Source organism: Lysinibacillus sp. NPDC093190, from assembly GCF_050280425.1.
GTDB lineage: Bacteria > Bacillota > Bacilli > Bacillales_A > Planococcaceae > Lysinibacillus.
On the sequence record NZ_JBNNVG010000017.1, the window covers coordinates 35,256 to 52,553 of the forward strand.

General features: G+C 38.1%; 13 protein-coding genes. 6 read left to right on the forward strand and 7 right to left on the reverse strand.

Annotated elements, in window-relative coordinates:
• Window positions 1–65: 65 nt before the first annotated feature.
• The 4 genes from ACQKOF_RS14380 to ACQKOF_RS14395 all read right to left on the reverse strand — a co-directional run bounded on the left by ACQKOF_RS14380 (window position 66) and on the right by ACQKOF_RS14395 (window position 7,297).
• Window positions 66–2,033, reverse strand: coding sequence for a methyl-accepting chemotaxis protein (locus tag ACQKOF_RS14380; RefSeq protein ID WP_427558192.1), 1,968 nt, complete (start codon window positions 2,031–2,033; stop codon window positions 66–68).
• 250 nt (window positions 2,034–2,283) lie between these two features.
• Window positions 2,284–4,701, reverse strand: a complete 2,418-nt coding sequence (gene pheT / locus ACQKOF_RS14385) for a phenylalanine--tRNA ligase subunit beta (protein ID WP_427558194.1) — start codon at window positions 4,699–4,701, stop codon at window positions 2,284–2,286.
• 12 nt (window positions 4,702–4,713) lie between these two features.
• Window positions 4,714–5,751, reverse strand: a complete 1,038-nt coding sequence (pheS, locus tag ACQKOF_RS14390) for a phenylalanine--tRNA ligase subunit alpha (protein ID WP_427558196.1) — start codon at window positions 5,749–5,751, stop codon at window positions 4,714–4,716.
• A 781-nt stretch (window positions 5,752–6,532) separates the two neighbouring features.
• Window positions 6,533–7,297 (reverse strand): TrmH family RNA methyltransferase, encoded by a 765-nt coding sequence (locus ACQKOF_RS14395; protein ID WP_427558199.1) that lies wholly within the window; start codon window positions 7,295–7,297, stop codon window positions 6,533–6,535.
• A 269-nt stretch (window positions 7,298–7,566) separates the two neighbouring features.
• Between ACQKOF_RS14395 and ACQKOF_RS14400 the strand changes: the two genes are divergently transcribed.
• On the forward strand, window positions 7,567–7,962 hold the full coding sequence (locus tag ACQKOF_RS14400; RefSeq protein WP_427558201.1) for a (deoxy)nucleoside triphosphate pyrophosphohydrolase: 396 nt from the start codon (window positions 7,567–7,569) through the stop codon (window positions 7,960–7,962).
• A 498-nt stretch (window positions 7,963–8,460) separates the two neighbouring features.
• Here ACQKOF_RS14400 and ACQKOF_RS14405 read toward each other — a convergent pair whose 3' ends face one another.
• Window positions 8,461–9,810: an FAD-binding oxidoreductase gene (locus tag ACQKOF_RS14405; protein ID WP_427558203.1), complete on the reverse strand. Its 1,350-nt coding sequence runs from the start codon at window positions 9,808–9,810 to the stop codon at window positions 8,461–8,463.
• Between the two features lie 168 nt (window positions 9,811–9,978).
• On the opposite strand from ACQKOF_RS14405, the gene ACQKOF_RS14410 reads away from it, so the two are divergent.
• The 3 genes from ACQKOF_RS14410 to ACQKOF_RS14420 all read left to right on the forward strand — a co-directional run bounded on the left by ACQKOF_RS14410 (window position 9,979) and on the right by ACQKOF_RS14420 (window position 12,019).
• Window positions 9,979–11,394 carry a LysM peptidoglycan-binding domain-containing protein gene (locus ACQKOF_RS14410; protein WP_427558205.1) on the forward strand — a complete coding sequence of 472 codons (1,416 nt, stop codon included), beginning with the start codon at window positions 9,979–9,981 and terminating at the stop codon, window positions 11,392–11,394.
• 259 nt (window positions 11,395–11,653) lie between these two features.
• A complete protein-coding gene (locus tag ACQKOF_RS14415) occupies window positions 11,654–11,815 on the forward strand; it encodes a YfhD family protein (protein WP_427558208.1) in 162 nt (53 codons plus the stop codon).
• 12 nt (window positions 11,816–11,827) lie between these two features.
• Window positions 11,828–12,019: an H-type small acid-soluble spore protein gene (locus tag ACQKOF_RS14420; RefSeq protein WP_100544861.1), complete on the forward strand. Its 192-nt coding sequence runs from the start codon at window positions 11,828–11,830 to the stop codon at window positions 12,017–12,019.
• A gap of 450 nt (window positions 12,020–12,469) precedes the next feature.
• On the opposite strand, the gene ACQKOF_RS14425 is transcribed toward ACQKOF_RS14420, so the two are convergent.
• Complete coding sequence (locus tag ACQKOF_RS14425; RefSeq protein ID WP_427558347.1) at window positions 12,470–14,557, reverse strand: bifunctional diguanylate cyclase/phosphodiesterase; 2,088 nt, start codon at window positions 14,555–14,557, stop codon at window positions 12,470–12,472.
• A gap of 271 nt (window positions 14,558–14,828) precedes the next feature.
• Window positions 14,829–15,350, reverse strand: coding sequence for a sigma-70 family RNA polymerase sigma factor (locus tag ACQKOF_RS14430; RefSeq protein ID WP_427558211.1), 522 nt, complete (start codon window positions 15,348–15,350; stop codon window positions 14,829–14,831).
• Window positions 15,351–15,586: 236 nt separating this feature from the next.
• Here ACQKOF_RS14430 and sspI point away from each other — a divergent pair, with 236 nt between their 5' ends.
• Window positions 15,587–15,796 (forward strand): small acid-soluble spore protein SspI, encoded by a 210-nt coding sequence (sspI, locus tag ACQKOF_RS14435; RefSeq protein ID WP_132357157.1) that lies wholly within the window; start codon window positions 15,587–15,589, stop codon window positions 15,794–15,796.
• Window positions 15,797–15,874: 78 nt separating this feature from the next.
• Entirely contained in the window at window positions 15,875–17,254 is a 1,380-nt protein-coding gene (locus ACQKOF_RS14440; protein ID WP_427558213.1) for an FAD-binding oxidoreductase, read from the forward strand.
• Window positions 17,255–17,298: the final 44 nt, after the last annotated feature.

Genomic DNA, 17,298 nt, shown 5'->3' on the forward strand with positions numbered 1-17,298 from the left:
TGCTCTCTACTATAGTTAGCGAAATTCTTTATATCAAAACTTATTATAATCAGATTTTGTTTAGCTTAATATTTAAACTGTCTAATGGTTTGTTGTAGATTTTCAGACATTTTAGCAAGGGCTTCAGCCGATGCAGCGATTTCTTCCATAGAAGCAAGCTGTTCCTCTGTTGCGGCTGAAATATTTTGTGCACTTGCTGTATTTTCATTTGTTCGCTGAAGCACACTTTCAATTCCCATTGCCACTTGATTGGAGTGTTCAGAAATAACTTTTGCTGTCTCTGAAATTTGTCCTATTTCATAGGTTACGCTTTGTACATTATCACTAATTTCTTTGAATGACTTTCCTGCCATATTTGTTACATCAATTCCCTTTACGACCTCAGCTGAACCAGCAGCCATTGATTCAACCGCTAGTTTTGTATCAGCTTGAATATAATCAATGATATCTTTTATTTGCATTGTTGATTGTGCGGATTGCTCAGCAAGTTTTCGCACCTCATCAGCAACAACTGCAAAACCTTTTCCATGCTCACCTGCACGAGCAGCTTCAATTGCAGCATTTAAAGCTAAAAGATTTGTTTGATCAGCAATTTGCGTAATTGCCTCTACAATACGTCCGATTTCATTAGAACGTTCACTTAGTGTTTGTACGGTGTTTTCAAGTGCTTGGACAGTACTTTGAATCATTTTCATTTGGCCAATTGCTGTTTGAATAGTTTTGTCTCCTATCACAACAGCCTCCATTGCTTTATGCGACATCTCATTAACGGTATCGGACTTTACTGCAATTTGCTGAATGGATGAAGACATTTCAAGTACAGCGTTAGTGCTATCATTAATTGTTTCGGCTTGCAAATCAACCGTTTCAGCAAATGTTTGAATGGAATCAACAATTTGCGATGTAGCTCGTTTATTTTCTGATGTACTGGCTGTAAGTTCCTCCGATGATGCAGCTAACTGATTTGATTCCTCACCAATGTTACCAACTACACCACGTAAAGATAGAATCATTTTGTTGAATATATCCGCCAATTTACCTATCTCATCATGTCTTTTAATTTCAATTAAATTACGTAAATCACCGTCTCCTACCTGCTCAGCTACTGTTGACAACTTTTGTAATGGGCGAATGATTGATCTTATAATGAAGGCACCAATGATTCCAAATATGATAAGAGCAATAACAATGACTGTCATAGTGTTTGTTAAAATTGGTTTTGTGACAGTTGCTACATCTGCTAAATCCATAGTACCAACAATTTTCCAACCTGTTAGTTTATTGGTAGTAAAAAACACTTGATACTCTTTTCCATCTTCCTTAATGGTAAAACTACCATCTTCTTTTCCTTGCATCTTTTCTATATATGACTTTTTGAGCTCCGATCCTACCTCTAACTGTGGATCAGCAATAATAAGATTATTGGCATTTACTAATGTAGCATAGCCATTATCACCTATTTCCACTGAATTCACTAGCTCGGAAATTCCGTCTAAATTTAGACCAATAGAAATAACTCCTGAACGATCCTGTAAACCAGCTGATACTGCTAATATTAATTCACCTGTAATCGTTGATTTATATGGATCAATCATAACGTTTTTGCCAGGTGATTCAATAGCCGTTAAGTACCATGGTCGCGTAAATGGATCATAATCAGTTGAGGATTCAGCTTGTGGTTCACGCATAAATTTGTGCCCCTCAATTGCCAAATTGACAACAGAGACATTGCTATGTAAAGCATTATATTTTTCTAATTCCTTTAAAGCATCTGCATCTTGCACATTCTTATTAAAAGAAGCAGCTAAATACTCCACATCACTTTGAATAGGTGATATCTCATTTGAAATTAGTGTATTTAATAAATCGACATTTTCGCGTGAGCTTTTACTTAATTCTTTGTAATATTGATCAGAAGCCTTCAAATACGAAAACGTACCAATAGCAATGCTGGGGATTAAAAGTGTCAAAGTAAACGCCCATATTAATCGGGCTCGCACGGAAAAGCCTCTTCTTTTTCGATGATTTTTCATAATAACTACCACCCCATAGTAAATTTTTCTATCCAAAACTTACTATACACATAATATAGATGAAAAATTTATTTTTTGTTATTTCTAAATATTGATGAAAAACTTAAATTGAGAATTAGCTTAGAGTATCTTCTCTCCCAGTGCCTTACTTCTCTCACATTTTCTGCAAAAACTACTTGTAGCAGTTGTATGATGTTAACAAAACAAAAAGCTGCCTCACTACGAGACAGCTTACAAAATAATTATTAAATTAGCGTACTTCTGTGCCTTCAATTGTTGCAATAGCTTTTAACACTTTGTTATGTGCTGCAACAACCTCTTCATCTGTTAATGTACGTTCTGGATCGAAGTATGTTAGGGAGAATGCTACTGATTTTTTACCAGCCTCCATTTTTTCACCTTCATATACGTCGAATACACGAACGTCTTTCAATAATTTCACGCTTGCTGAACGAATCGCAGCAATAACCTCTCCAGCTGTTGTTGTACGGTCCATGATAAGCGCAATATCACGAGACATTGCTGGGAAGCGAGGCACTGGTGTATAACCTAGAGGTGCTTCTTTTGCAGTAGCATTTAATAATGATACTAGATTCATTTCCATTACATATGTGTCTTTTACACCCCATGTTTTTTGTTCTGCTGGATGTAATCCACCGATAATGCCGACTTGTTCACCGTCTAAAAGAATGCTTGCAGTACGTCCTGGGTGTAATCCATCTACTTCAGCTTTCACAAATGAAATACGGTCCTCTAAACCAAGCTTACCGATAACACCTTCTACAATGCCTTTTAAGACGAAGAAATCTACTGCTTTTTTCTCACCCTGCCAAGCATGGTCAAGCCATTTTCCTGTTACTACTGCTGCCACATGCTCTTCTTCATATGGTAGCCCCTCTTCTGATTGACCAAGGAATACTGAACCAATTTCATACAATGCCACATTGTCAGCCTTACGTGCAACATTATAAGCAGCAGCTTCAATTAAATGCGGGATAAGACTTTGACGTAGTGTTGAACGGTCCTCACTCATCGGCATTAGTAAACGTGTTACCGGCTCAGCTTTCAATGCAAAGCGTTGTGACAATGCATCTGAAGTTAATGAGTAAGTGACAGCTTGGTAAAGGCCAGCCCCTTCCATGTAACTACGAACTACACGACGATTTGCTTGATATGGCGTTAGACGGCCTACTTGGTTTGCTCCCTCTGGTAAAGTCATCGGGATTTCATCATAGCCGTATAGACGAGCAATTTCCTCTACGATATCTTCTTCAATTTTAATATCTTGACGACGTGTTGGCGCATCAACGATTAGTAAACCATTTGCTGCTTCTACGCCAAATTTAAGACGCTCTAAAATAGACAGCATCTCTTCTAACGAAATTTTCATACCTAAACGTTCATTAATAAAATCTGGAGAAACGACAACACGTGCTGGTGATTTATCTAGTTCATCCACGATGCATGTTCCCTCTAACACTTCACCGCCAGCTAATTCAGCTAGTAGTGCTGCAGCACGTTCTGCAGCAGGTAATACACGGTTAGGGTCAACACCCTTTTCAAAACGAGCAGAAGCATCTGAACGAAGTCCAAGATGACGCGATGTTTGACGTACAGTTAAACCGTCGAAGTAAGCAGATTCGATGACAACTGTTGTTGTAGAATCATTTACTTCAGAGTTCGCACCACCCATTACACCTGCGATAGCTACTGGCTCTTTGCCATTTGTAATAACTAAATCTGTTGCTTTTAATGTACGCTCTTGGTCATCTAAAGTTGTAATTTTTTCGCCCTCTGTTGCTTTACGCACTACGATTTCACCTGTTGCTAGGCTATCATAGTCAAAGGCATGAAGTGGTTGACCGTATTCCATTAAAATGTAGTTTGTTACATCGACAACATTATTATGTGGGCGTACGCCTGCTGCCATTAAGCGATTTTGTAGCCACATCGGTGATTCCGCGATTTTTACGTTTTTCACAACTTTTGCTACATACATTGGGTTTGCTTGTGAATCTTCTACTCGAAGCTTTAACATGTCTGCTGCTTTTTCAGAAGATGTGCTGTAGGCGATTTCTGGATACTTCACTTCTTCAGATAAAATTGCACCAACTTCGTACGCCACGCCTAGCATTGACAGCGCATCTGAGCGGTTTGGTGTTAAACCTAGCTCTAATACTGTGTCACGTAGACCTAAAATAGCAAGGGCATCCGAGCCGACCTCAGCTTCGGTAGGAAGCACATAAATACCTTCAGAATATGCTTTAGGAACAAGTTTCCCTTCGATTCCTAACTCTTGTAATGAACAAATCATACCGTTTGATTCATGTCCACGAAGTTTTGCTTTTTTTATTTTAATGCCGCCTAGTAAATGTGCACCTGGACGAGCGACAATAACTTTTTGACCAGCATCAACGTTTGGAGCACCACAAATAATTTGTTGTGGTTCAGCTTCACCAACATCCACTTGGCAAATATTTAATTTATCTGCTTCAGGATGTTTCTCTTTTGATACGACATAGCCGACAACAACTTTATCCATTGCGTTAGCACGGTCAATTACTGCGTCTACTTCAATCCCAGAGCGCGTAATTTTTTCAGCTAACTCCTCAGGCGTTAAATCCTGTGTACTTACATAATCTTTTAACCATTCTAATGATACTAACATTTTTTATCCCCCTTACGCCTCTGTTCGCTCAAATTGTGATAAGAAACGTGTGTCACTTGTATAGAAATGACGAATATCGTCGACACCATATTTCAACATTGCGATACGTTCAGCACCAATACCGAATGCAAAGCCTGACACTTTCTTCGGATCATAGCCAGCCATTTCAAGTACATTTGGATGCACCATTCCAGCACCTAAAATTTCAATCCAGCCTGTACCTTTACATACGTTACAACCAGAACCACCACATTTGAAGCAAGAAATATCCATTTCAACAGATGGCTCTGTGAATGGGAAGAAGCTTGGTCGAAGTCGAATTTCGCGGTCTGCACCGAACATTTTTTTCGCTAATGTATCAAGCGTTCCTTTAAGGTCACTCATACGAATATTTTCGCCAATTACTAACCCTTCAATTTGCATGAATTGGTGTGAGTGTGTAGCATCATCGTTGTCACGGCGGAATACTTTCCCTGGACAAATAATGCGAATTGATTCACCTTTTTTCTCTTCCATCGTGCGAGCTTGCACAGGAGAGGTATGCGTACGTAATAATATTTCCTCGGAAATATAGAACGAATCCTGCATATCACGAGCAGGGTGTCCCTTCGGCAAGTTTAATGCTTCAAAGTTATAGAAATCCTTTTCCACTTCAGGACCTTCGGCAATTTCATAGCCCATACCGATAAATAAATCTTCAATTTCTTCAATAACACGTGTTAATGGATGACGATTTCCAACTTTAATTTCACGGCCAGGTAAAGTGACATCAATCGACTCACTTGCTAATTTTTCAGCAATTGCTGCTTCCTCTAGTACAGTTACCTTTTCCTCTAATACAGCAGTTACCTTTTCACGAACTGTATTGACTAAGGCACCCATTTTTGGGCGTTCCTCAGCTGATAATTTCCCCATCCCTTTTAATAAATCAGTGATAGGTCCTTTTTTTCCTAGATATGCTACTCGCACATCATTTAATTCCTTTAAATTTGCTGCCGCTTCAATTTTAGCAAGTGCTTCTTGCTCTAATTGCTTTAATTGCTCTTCCATGTAATAAACCCTCCTTGTTCAAATCCATGCCAATTTTGTTGAAGGCATAAAAAAACTCGCCCCTAAAAAAGGGACGAGGACATATTCGCGGTACCACCCTAGTTATTGCAAGGAAAATTCCTAGCAATCACTTCATTGACATAACGACTAGATTAAAGCCGGCATACCTTTACAGCATTTCGCTGGTCCCGGTAGCTGCTCGCGGGATGAATTCAAAACTGCATTGGTACGGCACTGGCTCTCAATCTTCGGCCTGCGCTCCCTGTCGTCCATTCACAATCTCTACTACTTCCCGGTCAAAGCATTTAAGTATTCATGTATACATTTTACATGTGATTATACAATACTATACCAAGTCAAATCAAGAGCCATGTGCCTATTACTAACGATAATGATGGTTCTATTGACAATTTTAGGCTCATCACCAAAACGTGTGGTTGATTTCCGTTCCGACTGGGCGCTTTGTTGCTGACGCTACGCTTTCGCACAGATAAAACATTTGCCGCTGACGTCTCGGGCCAACAAATGTTTTTTGCGCGAAAGCGTAGTGCTAACGTAGCGGCAGCAGCACCGATGTTGGTCACGAAGGCGTTATCACAGGATGTGATAACGCCTTCGTTCCTCTAGTGCTAATTCCCAAGGAGTCGCCCAGTCTCCACTCCAATCAACTAATACACAGGGTATATATTTTTAAAAATGTCATCTGCAAATTTTGGTAATAAGACTACTTTTAACAATTTTATCAAATACTTATAACCACAATTGAAATTACTTTTATTAATTACTTAACAAATCCATATAAAACTATTCCTGTTGCCACTGCTACATTTAGAGACTCCGCTTGTCCCAAAATTGGAATGATAATATTTTGATCTGTCATCGAAAGTAGTTGTGGATGAATGCCACTACCTTCATTCCCCATCATGATAGCGAATGCACCAGTATGCTCAATATCACTATAAACAACTGCATCCTCATCTAAAGCAGTTCCAAATACTGGTACACCATTATCCTGTAGCTGCTCAATCCATTCCTCTAAATCACCACGAAGGACAGGAATATGGAAATGTGAGCCTTGTGCAGAGCGAAGCGTTTTAGGATTATATAAATCCGCACAACCCTTTCCGAGTATGACTGCATCTAAACCAGCTGCATCCGCAGTACGAATCATCGTCCCAATATTTCCTGGATCTTGGACGGCATCAATTAGTAGCACCTTGCGCCACGAAGCCATTACATCTTCTTTTAATAAAGGTTGTTTACAAACTGCAAATACACCTTGAGATGTCTCCGTTTCAGCAAACTCCTTGGCAACAGCCGCCGTTACTTCAACGACGGCTACATTATCAATCGGCCAAAGCATTGGTAAATCTACACCTTCACGTACAATTAGCTGTAGTACCTGCTCGCTATTTTTTAATGCTTCCTCCACCAAATGGAATCCCTCTACTATGAATTCTCCAGATCTTTCACGCTCTTTACGTGTTGTCGCAAGCTTCTTCCAATATTTCACTAACGCATTTTGCGTAGATTCAATTCTTTTCATCGTACCTCGTACCGCCTTTTTCCTATTTACTGTTCATTATTATACAGTAGAAAACGACAAATTACATAGTCATGCAAAAAACAGTTTTATTGTTATTTTACTGTTGACCAATAATTAATCAACTCCACGATATGAGACAAAATATTACCCACTAGAAAATGGGGCAATTCAGAAATACATGTTATAATTTTCAATATTTTAGAAATTCATTACATCTCCCATTTTTGGGATGGCTAAGATTCATAAATAAATTTGAGGGTGAAAATATAATGAAAAGAAATGTACATGTAGTAGGTGCCATTATTGAAAATGATAAGCATGAAATTTTTTGTGCGTTAAGAAATCCTAATATGGTACTAGCAAATTATTGGGAATTCCCTGGTGGTAAAATCGAAGAAGGTGAAACGCCTGAACAAGCTTTAACTCGTGAAATATTAGAGGAATTTAATTGCTCAATACAAGTTGGTGAAAAGGTTGAGGATACCATTTATGAATACGAAAAATTTATTGTACGCTTAGAGACATTTAAAGCGTCGATTACTAAGGGAGAGCCGGTCCTGCTAGAACATACTGAAATTAGATGGGTTCCACGAAATGAACTTTTAAATCTTAATTTTGCTCCCGCTGATATTCCCGCTATCAATAAAATACTTGCAGAAAAATAGTCTATGGCCAGTTAATGCGGAAGAAAAGAGCAGATTCCCCACTGCAGTCTGCTCTTTCTTTCTATTGTCCCTCATATCAATTATGCCTCGGCATAATTACGTCCGGAATCGGCTTTGTGCTTAGGCCTGCAGATGTTTTTTGTGCGAAAGCGTAGCGGCAGCGGCACCGATGCAGGTCAGTTAGCCGTTATCGCATGGATGCGATGATTTCAGGCTAGCATCCTTTAAGAATTCCTTTCCGATTCCGTGACATCCGCCGGAAGCTTTAGGCCAACAGATGTTTTTTGCGCGAAAGCGAAGCGTCAGCAGCACGATGTTGGTCACTCAGTCGTTGCCACAGGACGTGGCGTTCTTAGACTGAGTTCCTCTATTTCAGTAGAGGTTTGGACACCCGCTGAAAAGTGACTTAAAACCGCATTCATCTCACCACCTATAGAGATGGGAGATTTCTGTACCTGTCGCTACGCTTTCGTTACACAAGACATTTGCTGAAAGAAGTTAAAGCCATTTTTTATTTGGTGGAATACTTTGAGGAAAATGAAATACATTAAACGGATCGTATTTTCCCTTTACTTCTCTAAGCATTCTAAGATTACGACCATAATAGGCAGTTGGCCAATCTTTTATAAAACGATCTGGGAAATTCACATAATCACCAGTAGTGAAAGGTGACAAAGCCCTTCTTAAATTCTCCACCCACTGAATATTTTTTTCTTCGTCTTTAGCCTTTTTCCATGAAGTATTATACTCCTGGGCAATTAAAGCATTTCTATAATAATAAGCTGTTCGACTTGACGCAATTTGACTTACCGCACCTTTAAGTGATTGCTGCCAAATGGTCGTATCTCTATTTGGAGCGTTAGATAAAAATTCTTTCATTTTTACAATGGCAGCATGTGGGAAAGGCCTTTCAATAAAGGATCCTGACCTTTTACGAAGGGCTGGTTTGTTGCCGCTCGGTAAGTCAAAAAATTCTACAGCTTTAATATACGGTACTTCCTTTATCCATATATTCGTTGGTGAACCTGTTTTCCTTATAGGACGGAGTAGTTTCTTTAACTCAGATGCTGTACCTAAAAACTCACCTTGAGCAACAATTTCACCCACTTCCTTAGATTTAAGCTCAATCTGTGAGGTCAAGCGTTCATCTGTATAAGGTGCCCATTTTTGCCATGCATCAAAGGCTCGTTCAAAATCCTCCCATTCCCATGTAATGGAGAAAATCGATACGTTAGAAATAGGATGCAGTTTAAATGTAAGAGCTGTAACGATGCCAAAATTCCCTCCGCCCCCGCCACAACTTGCCCAAAATAAATCACTATTTTTCTGCTTGTTAGCTTGGATTACTTCTGCCCCTTCATGACCACTTGCAACAACCATTTCAAGTTCAAGTAAATTGTCACATGTTAGCCCAAATGGACGCGATAGCATGCCAATACCGCCACCAAGCGTCAAACCAACAACCCCTACACTACCTTCAGTTCCTGCCGGGATTGTAAAACCATTTTCCCATAATACCCGATACACTTTTCCTAAATTAGCGCCTGCTTCAATTCTCGCTGTCATATCTTGCCGGTTCATTGTTATGTCATTCATATCACTAACATCTATAACAAGACCTTCATTTAATAATGAATAATTTTCATAGTTATGTCTTCCACTTCTAATTCGAAATGATTCATTATTTTCTCTCGCCCACTTTAATGCATTGATAACATCTTTCGTATGTCGACAAAATACAATGATACTCGGAAATTTTGGATCATTTAAGTTATTATTTGTTCTTGCTTGCTCATAGTCCGGATCTTCAGGGATAACAATTCTTCCTGTGAGCTTTACTTTCTTCAAAATACAACTCCTCTCTCAAATGATGCCATGCATATGTTTTATCCTATGCATATCACTTGGAAAGAATATGAAAATTGAAATTTTTATCGCTTAAAAATGAAAGATAAATGCTCATTCTCTTTATTCATACATATGATGCTATATTGAAACCACTAAGGAGGTGTCCTAATGATTATTCATGTTGTGAGCGCTGGTGAAACACTTTGGCAGATTGCAAACAGCTATTCTGTGCCTATTAATTCCATTATCCAATTAAACACTTTATCTAATCCAAATCAATTAGTAATCGGACAATCACTCGTTATCCCTTCTCCTTACACAACTCATATTGTAAAAAAGGGTGACACCTTATGGTCGATCGCCCAACAATATGGGGTGACTATGCAATCGATTATCACAGAAAATCATTTAACGAATCCAGATGTTTTAACACCTGGAACTAGACTAATTATTCCACCCACTACACATATTGTGCTACCTGGAGAGACTCTATCGCAAATTGCCACGCAACATGGATCGACTGTGCAAGCAATTGTTTTAGAAAATGAAATTCCAAATCCAAACATGATTTATACTGGTACACATTTGATTATTCCGAGAGCAAAGCCTTCCATTGAAGTAAATGCTTATACGTATCAAGAGCCTAAAGAAGCTGTGCAGTCGATTAACGCGATTGGTCATTTACTAACTTATTTTAGCCCCTTTGCTTATATGATGAAGGAGGATGGAACACTACAGTCTATAAAGGATAAAGAAATGATCGATGCAGCTATTGCAAAAAACATTACACCTATGCTGACACTTACGAATTTCTCTTCCACAGAAGCCGGTTCCAACTTATCACATGTTATTTTATCTAGTGCAGAATTACGGGAGAAGGTTATCAACAATACTTTGCAAGTGATGCAGGAAAAGGGCTATAAAGTTCTAAACGTTGATTTTGAAAACGTTCTTCCAGCAGATCGAGAGAATTACAATACTTTCCTCCAATTAGCTGTTGATCGTCTTCATCCAAAGGGATTCCTAGTATCAACAGCACTTGCGCCAAAAACAAGCGCAACGCAGGCAGGAACTTTATATGAGGCACATGATTATGAAGCACACGGAAGAATTGCAGACTTTGTAATTTTAATGACATATGAGTGGGGATACCGACTTGGTCCACCACAAGCCATTTCACCCATTAACGAGATGAGAAAAGTTGTGGAATATGCTTTATCAGTTATGCCTGCTAACAAAATATTTTTAGGCTTTCAAATTTATGCTCGCGATTGGCTTCTACCGCATGTTAAAGGTCAGGAGGCAGAAACATTCAGCTCTCAAGAAGCCCTTAACAGAGCAATAAAATATGGCGCAACCATTCAATATGATAGGACCGCACAGTCACCGTATTTCCGTTATGTTGATGAACAAGGTAAAAATCATGAGGTATGGTTTGAAGACGCTAGAAGTGCACAAGCTAAGTTTGACATGACGAAGGAATATAACCTTCGAGGTATTAGCTATTGGGCATTAGGTTTTCCTTTCCCACAAAACTGGGCGTTATTAAATAATGATTTTTCCATCAAAAAGGTTTCATTATAAATAAAGTCTCAGCATTAACACGAGGGTGAATTCCGTTCCGACGCCACTTATGACAAAAGAATGTTGATATGATGGTTTTGGCAATTAATCTAAAAAGTAACACCTTTTTAGATTAGTATGCACATTTACAGATGAGCTATTAACCCAAAAAGTTCTAAACATTTCTACAATAAATTCTTACCTTCCCTAGTTTTTCCCATGATAAAAAATCAATTCAAAGCCATATTAAGAAATATCAAAACGAAAGGAGAAACTAAACATGGGAAGAGACAATAAGCAAGGTAAAAGCGCCAACAAAGGGTCATTGCCTCAAACGCCAAAAAACCAAAAAATAGCGCCAGACAAAGCTAGCGAAGAATTTTCTAAAGAGTTTATGAACATGATTAATTCAGTCACTAAAGAAGGCAAGACAAAAAAATAAGGAGGCCTTCAAGTGGATTATACACGTGCACAAGAAATTGTCGCCTCACCAAAAGAATATGAAGTAAGCTATAATGGCGTATCTATTTGGATTGACAAACTTCATGATGATGGTAAAACTGCAACTGTCCATTTACGGCGTTCTTTAGAGGAACGATCCGAAGTGGACATAGGAGAATTAAAAGAAGAGTACCTCGTACATTAAACTTTATCATCAAATAAAAAACTGCTTACTTCCTGTGGCGAAGTAAGCAGTTTTCATGTTGTTGAAAACTATTACGGCAATGAAATTAAGGGAGTCATATTAAATAAACTTTAGCTCTCAGGCAAATCGAGGGGATGATTTCCGTTCCAGGCTACTCGCTTTGTCGCTGACGCTTCGCTTTCGCGCAGAGCTTCCTGTGGGCGAGCGCCGAGCCACTTCCTCCGCTTACGTTGCTGTCGCTTCACTTTCGCACGGAAAACATTCGCTCCGTGCAGGGTCTCGTCTTTCTCGCTTTCCCACGGGAGTCGAGTAGCCTTCCACTCCAATTAACAACAACATAGAACTTTTATAAAATTAATGCATCCCAAAAGTGAATGGAATAGTTACTCTTCATAACACCCTTATACCGTTATTATTTTTTTCAATTTTTCACCTCTGATAATCCCAACTTTAAATGACGTAATCCTCTTCATATTTAAACTCTGTTAAAATATCGCTTGCTCGAATGTGTAACTCGTTAAAGGTATTGGTAATCTGTTCAGCAGAAATCGGCTTACTAAATAAATAGCCCTGTATATAATCGCAATCACCTTTAATAAGGAAAGCAAGCTGCTCCACTTCTTCTATTCCTTCAGCGACAACCTTTAATCTCAAATGCTTCGCCATTGATAAAATCATGGAAACGAGCGCCTCATCATTTGGGTTATGCTGAATATTTCGAACGAATGCCCGGTCAATTTTTAAGCAATCTATCGGAAAATCTTTTAAATATGAAAGCGACGAATACCCTGTCCCAAAGTCATCAACAGCAATTTGAATTCCAATTGCCTTTAATTCATGAAGTAGCTGTGTCATCTGATCGATATTCATCGTCATACTTTCCGTAATTTCTAATTGTAAATATTTTGGTTCTAAATTTGTTCTCTGTAAAATCTCTTGCACCATTTGCACTAAATCTTGCTGGAATAATTGTCCAAGTGACAAATTTACGGCAACCTTCATTGGTGGCAATCCTTGCTCTTTCCATGCATTCGCTTGAAAGCATGCCGTCTCTAAAATCCATTTTCCTAATGGAATAATAAGGCCAGATTCTTCTGCAATTGGGATAAACAACTCAGGTGAAACAAAACCACGAGTTGGATGACGCCAACGTACTAGCGCTTCCACCGATTCAATTTTACCCGTTTTTAAATTTACTTGAGGCTGAAAATCCAAGTAAAATTCTTCATTAGCTAATGCTTTATGGAGTTCTTGCTCAATCAATAAACGATCAGCAAGGCCATTTGACATATATGGCTTATAAAAAAGAAATCTTTGAGGTATTTGACTCGCTTCCCGCATCGCTAATTGAGCATGCATTAAAAGCTCTTCACCTGAGCAATCTTCTTCATGCATCGCAATTCCAATATTAAGATTCCCATTGAGTGAAAATAGTTGTACTTGTAATGGTTTTTCCATAGCACTCTTCAAGTTCAAGCAAAATTGTAGCAACTCTTCTCTTGTCTTCACATGATTTATATAAATAATAAACTGCCCCTCACGAAGCTTTGTAGCAAAATAATGAGGAGGTAATATGGCTTGAATTCTCGCAGCCACGAGCTTCATCATTGTATTAGAATAGCTAATACCTATAGATGAGCGGATACCAGCAAGGCGATCAATCTCTATTGCAATGATTGCTTTTTGACGACTGTTATCATGTAAATCCTCTTTTAAGGTTTTCAATAATAAATGTTCATTTGGAAGCTTAGTAATATCATCATGATAAGCTTGAAAATGAAGCTCCTGCTGTGAATGCTCAAGATCTCGCTTTGTTTTTAAAAGTTGCTGATATGGTCTTTCAACAGTTGTATAGTAGATTGCTTTTAGGAAAAAGTAGAAGGCTAAAAATTGATAAATTAATGCTGAAAAGCCCCAAATTGATTTCAAATCTTTGATGAATGCAAAGAAAACATCACTAATAATTAAATAAAATGCTGCGCTAATAAGCCACATAACTCGTTTAGGCAACTTTTCTTTATATTTACTTAAAATCACTATCGTTACACCTTGTAAGACAGCAGACAATAAATGAACAATAGCGTTTGCTTTTAGCAACAATTGTTCTTCAAGTAAAAAATATTTCGAAGAGAAATACACTAGAAAAAGGCTCAGTAGTACAAATAATAAGGAACTGCTATATGTATAATTACGATCATTCATCGTTAAGCGTTTTTTTGGCTTTAAAATAATAAAAAGAAAACCGATTGATAAACATAAACGCTTTATTAAATCCAACCATATTTCCAAATATAGTGTTTCAGCCATTGGATTTTGAGCGATAGCCAAGTTCACGAATTCAAACAAGGCGATGATAAAAAATAAATTACCTATGTATAATGTTTGATTCGATAATAAGTGTGAAAAAACGAGCCAAGATTGAATAGCGATTGCCATTGTAAAAACAATAATTAGTACTTGTATAATCAAATTCAAACAAATGTAACTTTCTTCCTTAAAAGATCCAAATACCTGATTACTTAAACCTAATAGTGGCATAACTAGCAATAGTGGCAATACTATATACCAAATCTCTTTCTTTTCTATCTCTAATTGATTCAACCTTTTCTCCAACAGAAACCCTCCATACCGATATATATCAAATTAGATAGGCAATATGATCTATCCAAAGGAAAAATAAAATTAAAAATTGTATTTTTTTTTGACTTATTACAAATCATAGCATTTTTATTGGAATTTGTGTGCAAATATAAAAAGTATGCCAATATTCATTTTTTTGAAATTAGCATACCTTTAATGCTTTAACGCTCTATTCGTCTGTAGAATATAACAACTCGCGAAGTTTAATCATTATTCGTGTGCGTCTTTTTTTAACAGCGTCCACAGATAAACCTAGTTCTTTAGCTATTTCCAAATAACTATAACCTTCTACATAAAAAAGTAGTAAAATTTTTCTTTCTTCAAATTTCAAATGAGACATAATACATTCTATAAGAACTGGACTTCTTTCACTTATTTCATGATCTCGAATATAATTTATCATTTCATTATCCATAGGTGTGTTCATATTTTCAAAGCTCTTTTCCTTTGAAAGCTCTTTTAAAATTTCTCCTTTAACGGTTGTATAAATATAAGCAGAAAACAGTCCTTTTGATTGATCTGCTTTACGCCAAGCCTCCCACACGGCTATGGATGCTATATGACGATAATACTCAAAATCCTTATAAATGTGGCACCTTAACAAAATCGACGTTATCATCGGCTGGACTAATTCTAATACTTCATCAAATGGTTGGTCAGGTGATAACTGTTTATTATGCTGTGTTGTCATCCTATTGTCCTATCGACTGTGCACAATCCATTATTCCTAGGTGCCTCTATCTTAGTTATTATACTACGAGGATGTCGAACAACCCTTTTGTCAATATGATGAGAAAGTTTTTAAAAGTCCTTTTTAATATTTATACATAACAACAATATGATATTTCAAAAATCATACCTTTTAACTGTAATTCTATACATATTTCTTAAAAGGTTGGACAAATTACTACTAAGGAGGCGAAATAGATGAATTTTCAAATAAGAGATGCGATTACGACAAACGTACATGGTCAATCAGCGGCCGAATTTAAGGATATTGTCGAAGATGCAATTAGCCGTGGTGAAGAGCATTTACTTCCAGGGCTTGGTGTGTTTTTCGAAAAATGGTGGCAGCAATCTAGTCCTACTGAGCAGGATGCATTTGTTCAAAAACTTGAAAAAGCCTTTGCTCACTAATTTTTTATAGACGGTTCATTCCATTTCCAATAAATGCATGATAAAGTTTAACTTATCAGAAAATTAGGAGGGATTGGAATGACTGTTGCTGTAGAATTAATAGTAAATCAACTAAAAAAGGTTTTATCTGAAGAACAGGTGTCAACAAACGAAACGGTGCGACAGCTACATGGAAGGGATGAATCTCATCATACAATGAGCTTACCAGATATCGTTGTCTTTCCTCGTTCCACGGCCGATGTCAGTGCCATCTTGAAAATTGCGCATGCGGAACGTGTACCAGTCGTACCTTTTGGTGTTGGCTCAAGCTTGGAAGGAAATGCAATTCCCATTGCAAATGGCATTTCTATCGATTTCTCTGAAATGAATGCTATTTTAGAAATTCGACCAGATGATCTGCTTGTGAAAGTACAACCGGGTGTAACACGTGCCCAATTGAATAAAGTATTAAAAAAACATGGACTTCAATTCACAGTTGACCCTGGTGCTGATGCTACACTTGGTGGAATGGCCGCAACTAATGCCAGCGGAACAACAGCAGTGCGTTATGGTGTTATGCGCGATCAAGTACGAGATTTAGAGGTTGTACTCGCAGACGGTTCAGTCATTCATACCGGTAGCTTAGCAGCAAAATCTTCTTCTGGTTATCACTTGAATGGCCTTTTCATTGGCTCTGAGGGTACGCTAGGTTGCTTTACAGAATTGACTTTACAAGTCTATGGTATACCCGAATTTGTAACGGCGGGACGTGCAGTTTTTGCGACAGTTGGCGATGCTGTCGGTGCAGTAACCGCTTTGTTGCAAGCGGGCATTTCAATTGGCCGTGTTGAACTGGTCGATGAAGCCTCTATCAAACAAGCAAATATTTATAATGAAACATTCTATGATGAAAAACCAACACTATTTTTAGAATTTCACGGAAATGAAGCAGGTATGCATGCTGATATAGAATTTGCTAGAGAAATTTTTGAGGACTTTGGCTGTCATACTGTTGAATTTGAACAAGATAATGCTGCACGGAATAAGCTCTGGGAGGCGCGTCATTCATTGGCCTATGCATATATCCATGCCTATCCAGGGAAAAAGCTTATGTCGACTGATGTTTGTGTGCCGATATCTATGCTTGCTGAATCCGTTTTATATGCTCGTGAACAGCTTGAGGATGTTGGTCTTGCAGGCGGAATTGTAGGTCATGTTGGAGACGGTAACTTCCATGCCTTGTTAATGTTAGATCCAAACGATGCTGAGGAGCAGGCAAAAGCAGATCGCTTCAATGAACATATTGTCCAATATGCTTTGCTGCGTGGTGGTACTTGTACTGGTGAACATGGTGTTGGTATTGGAAAAATGAAATATCAGTCTACAGAGCACGGTACATCTCTATTAGTGATGAAGAGCATAAAGGCCGCACTTGATCCACATAACATTATGAATCCAGGGAAAATTTTCAGCATGTAATGTAGATACTTAAATATAAACACGATCTCACCATGAACGGAGAG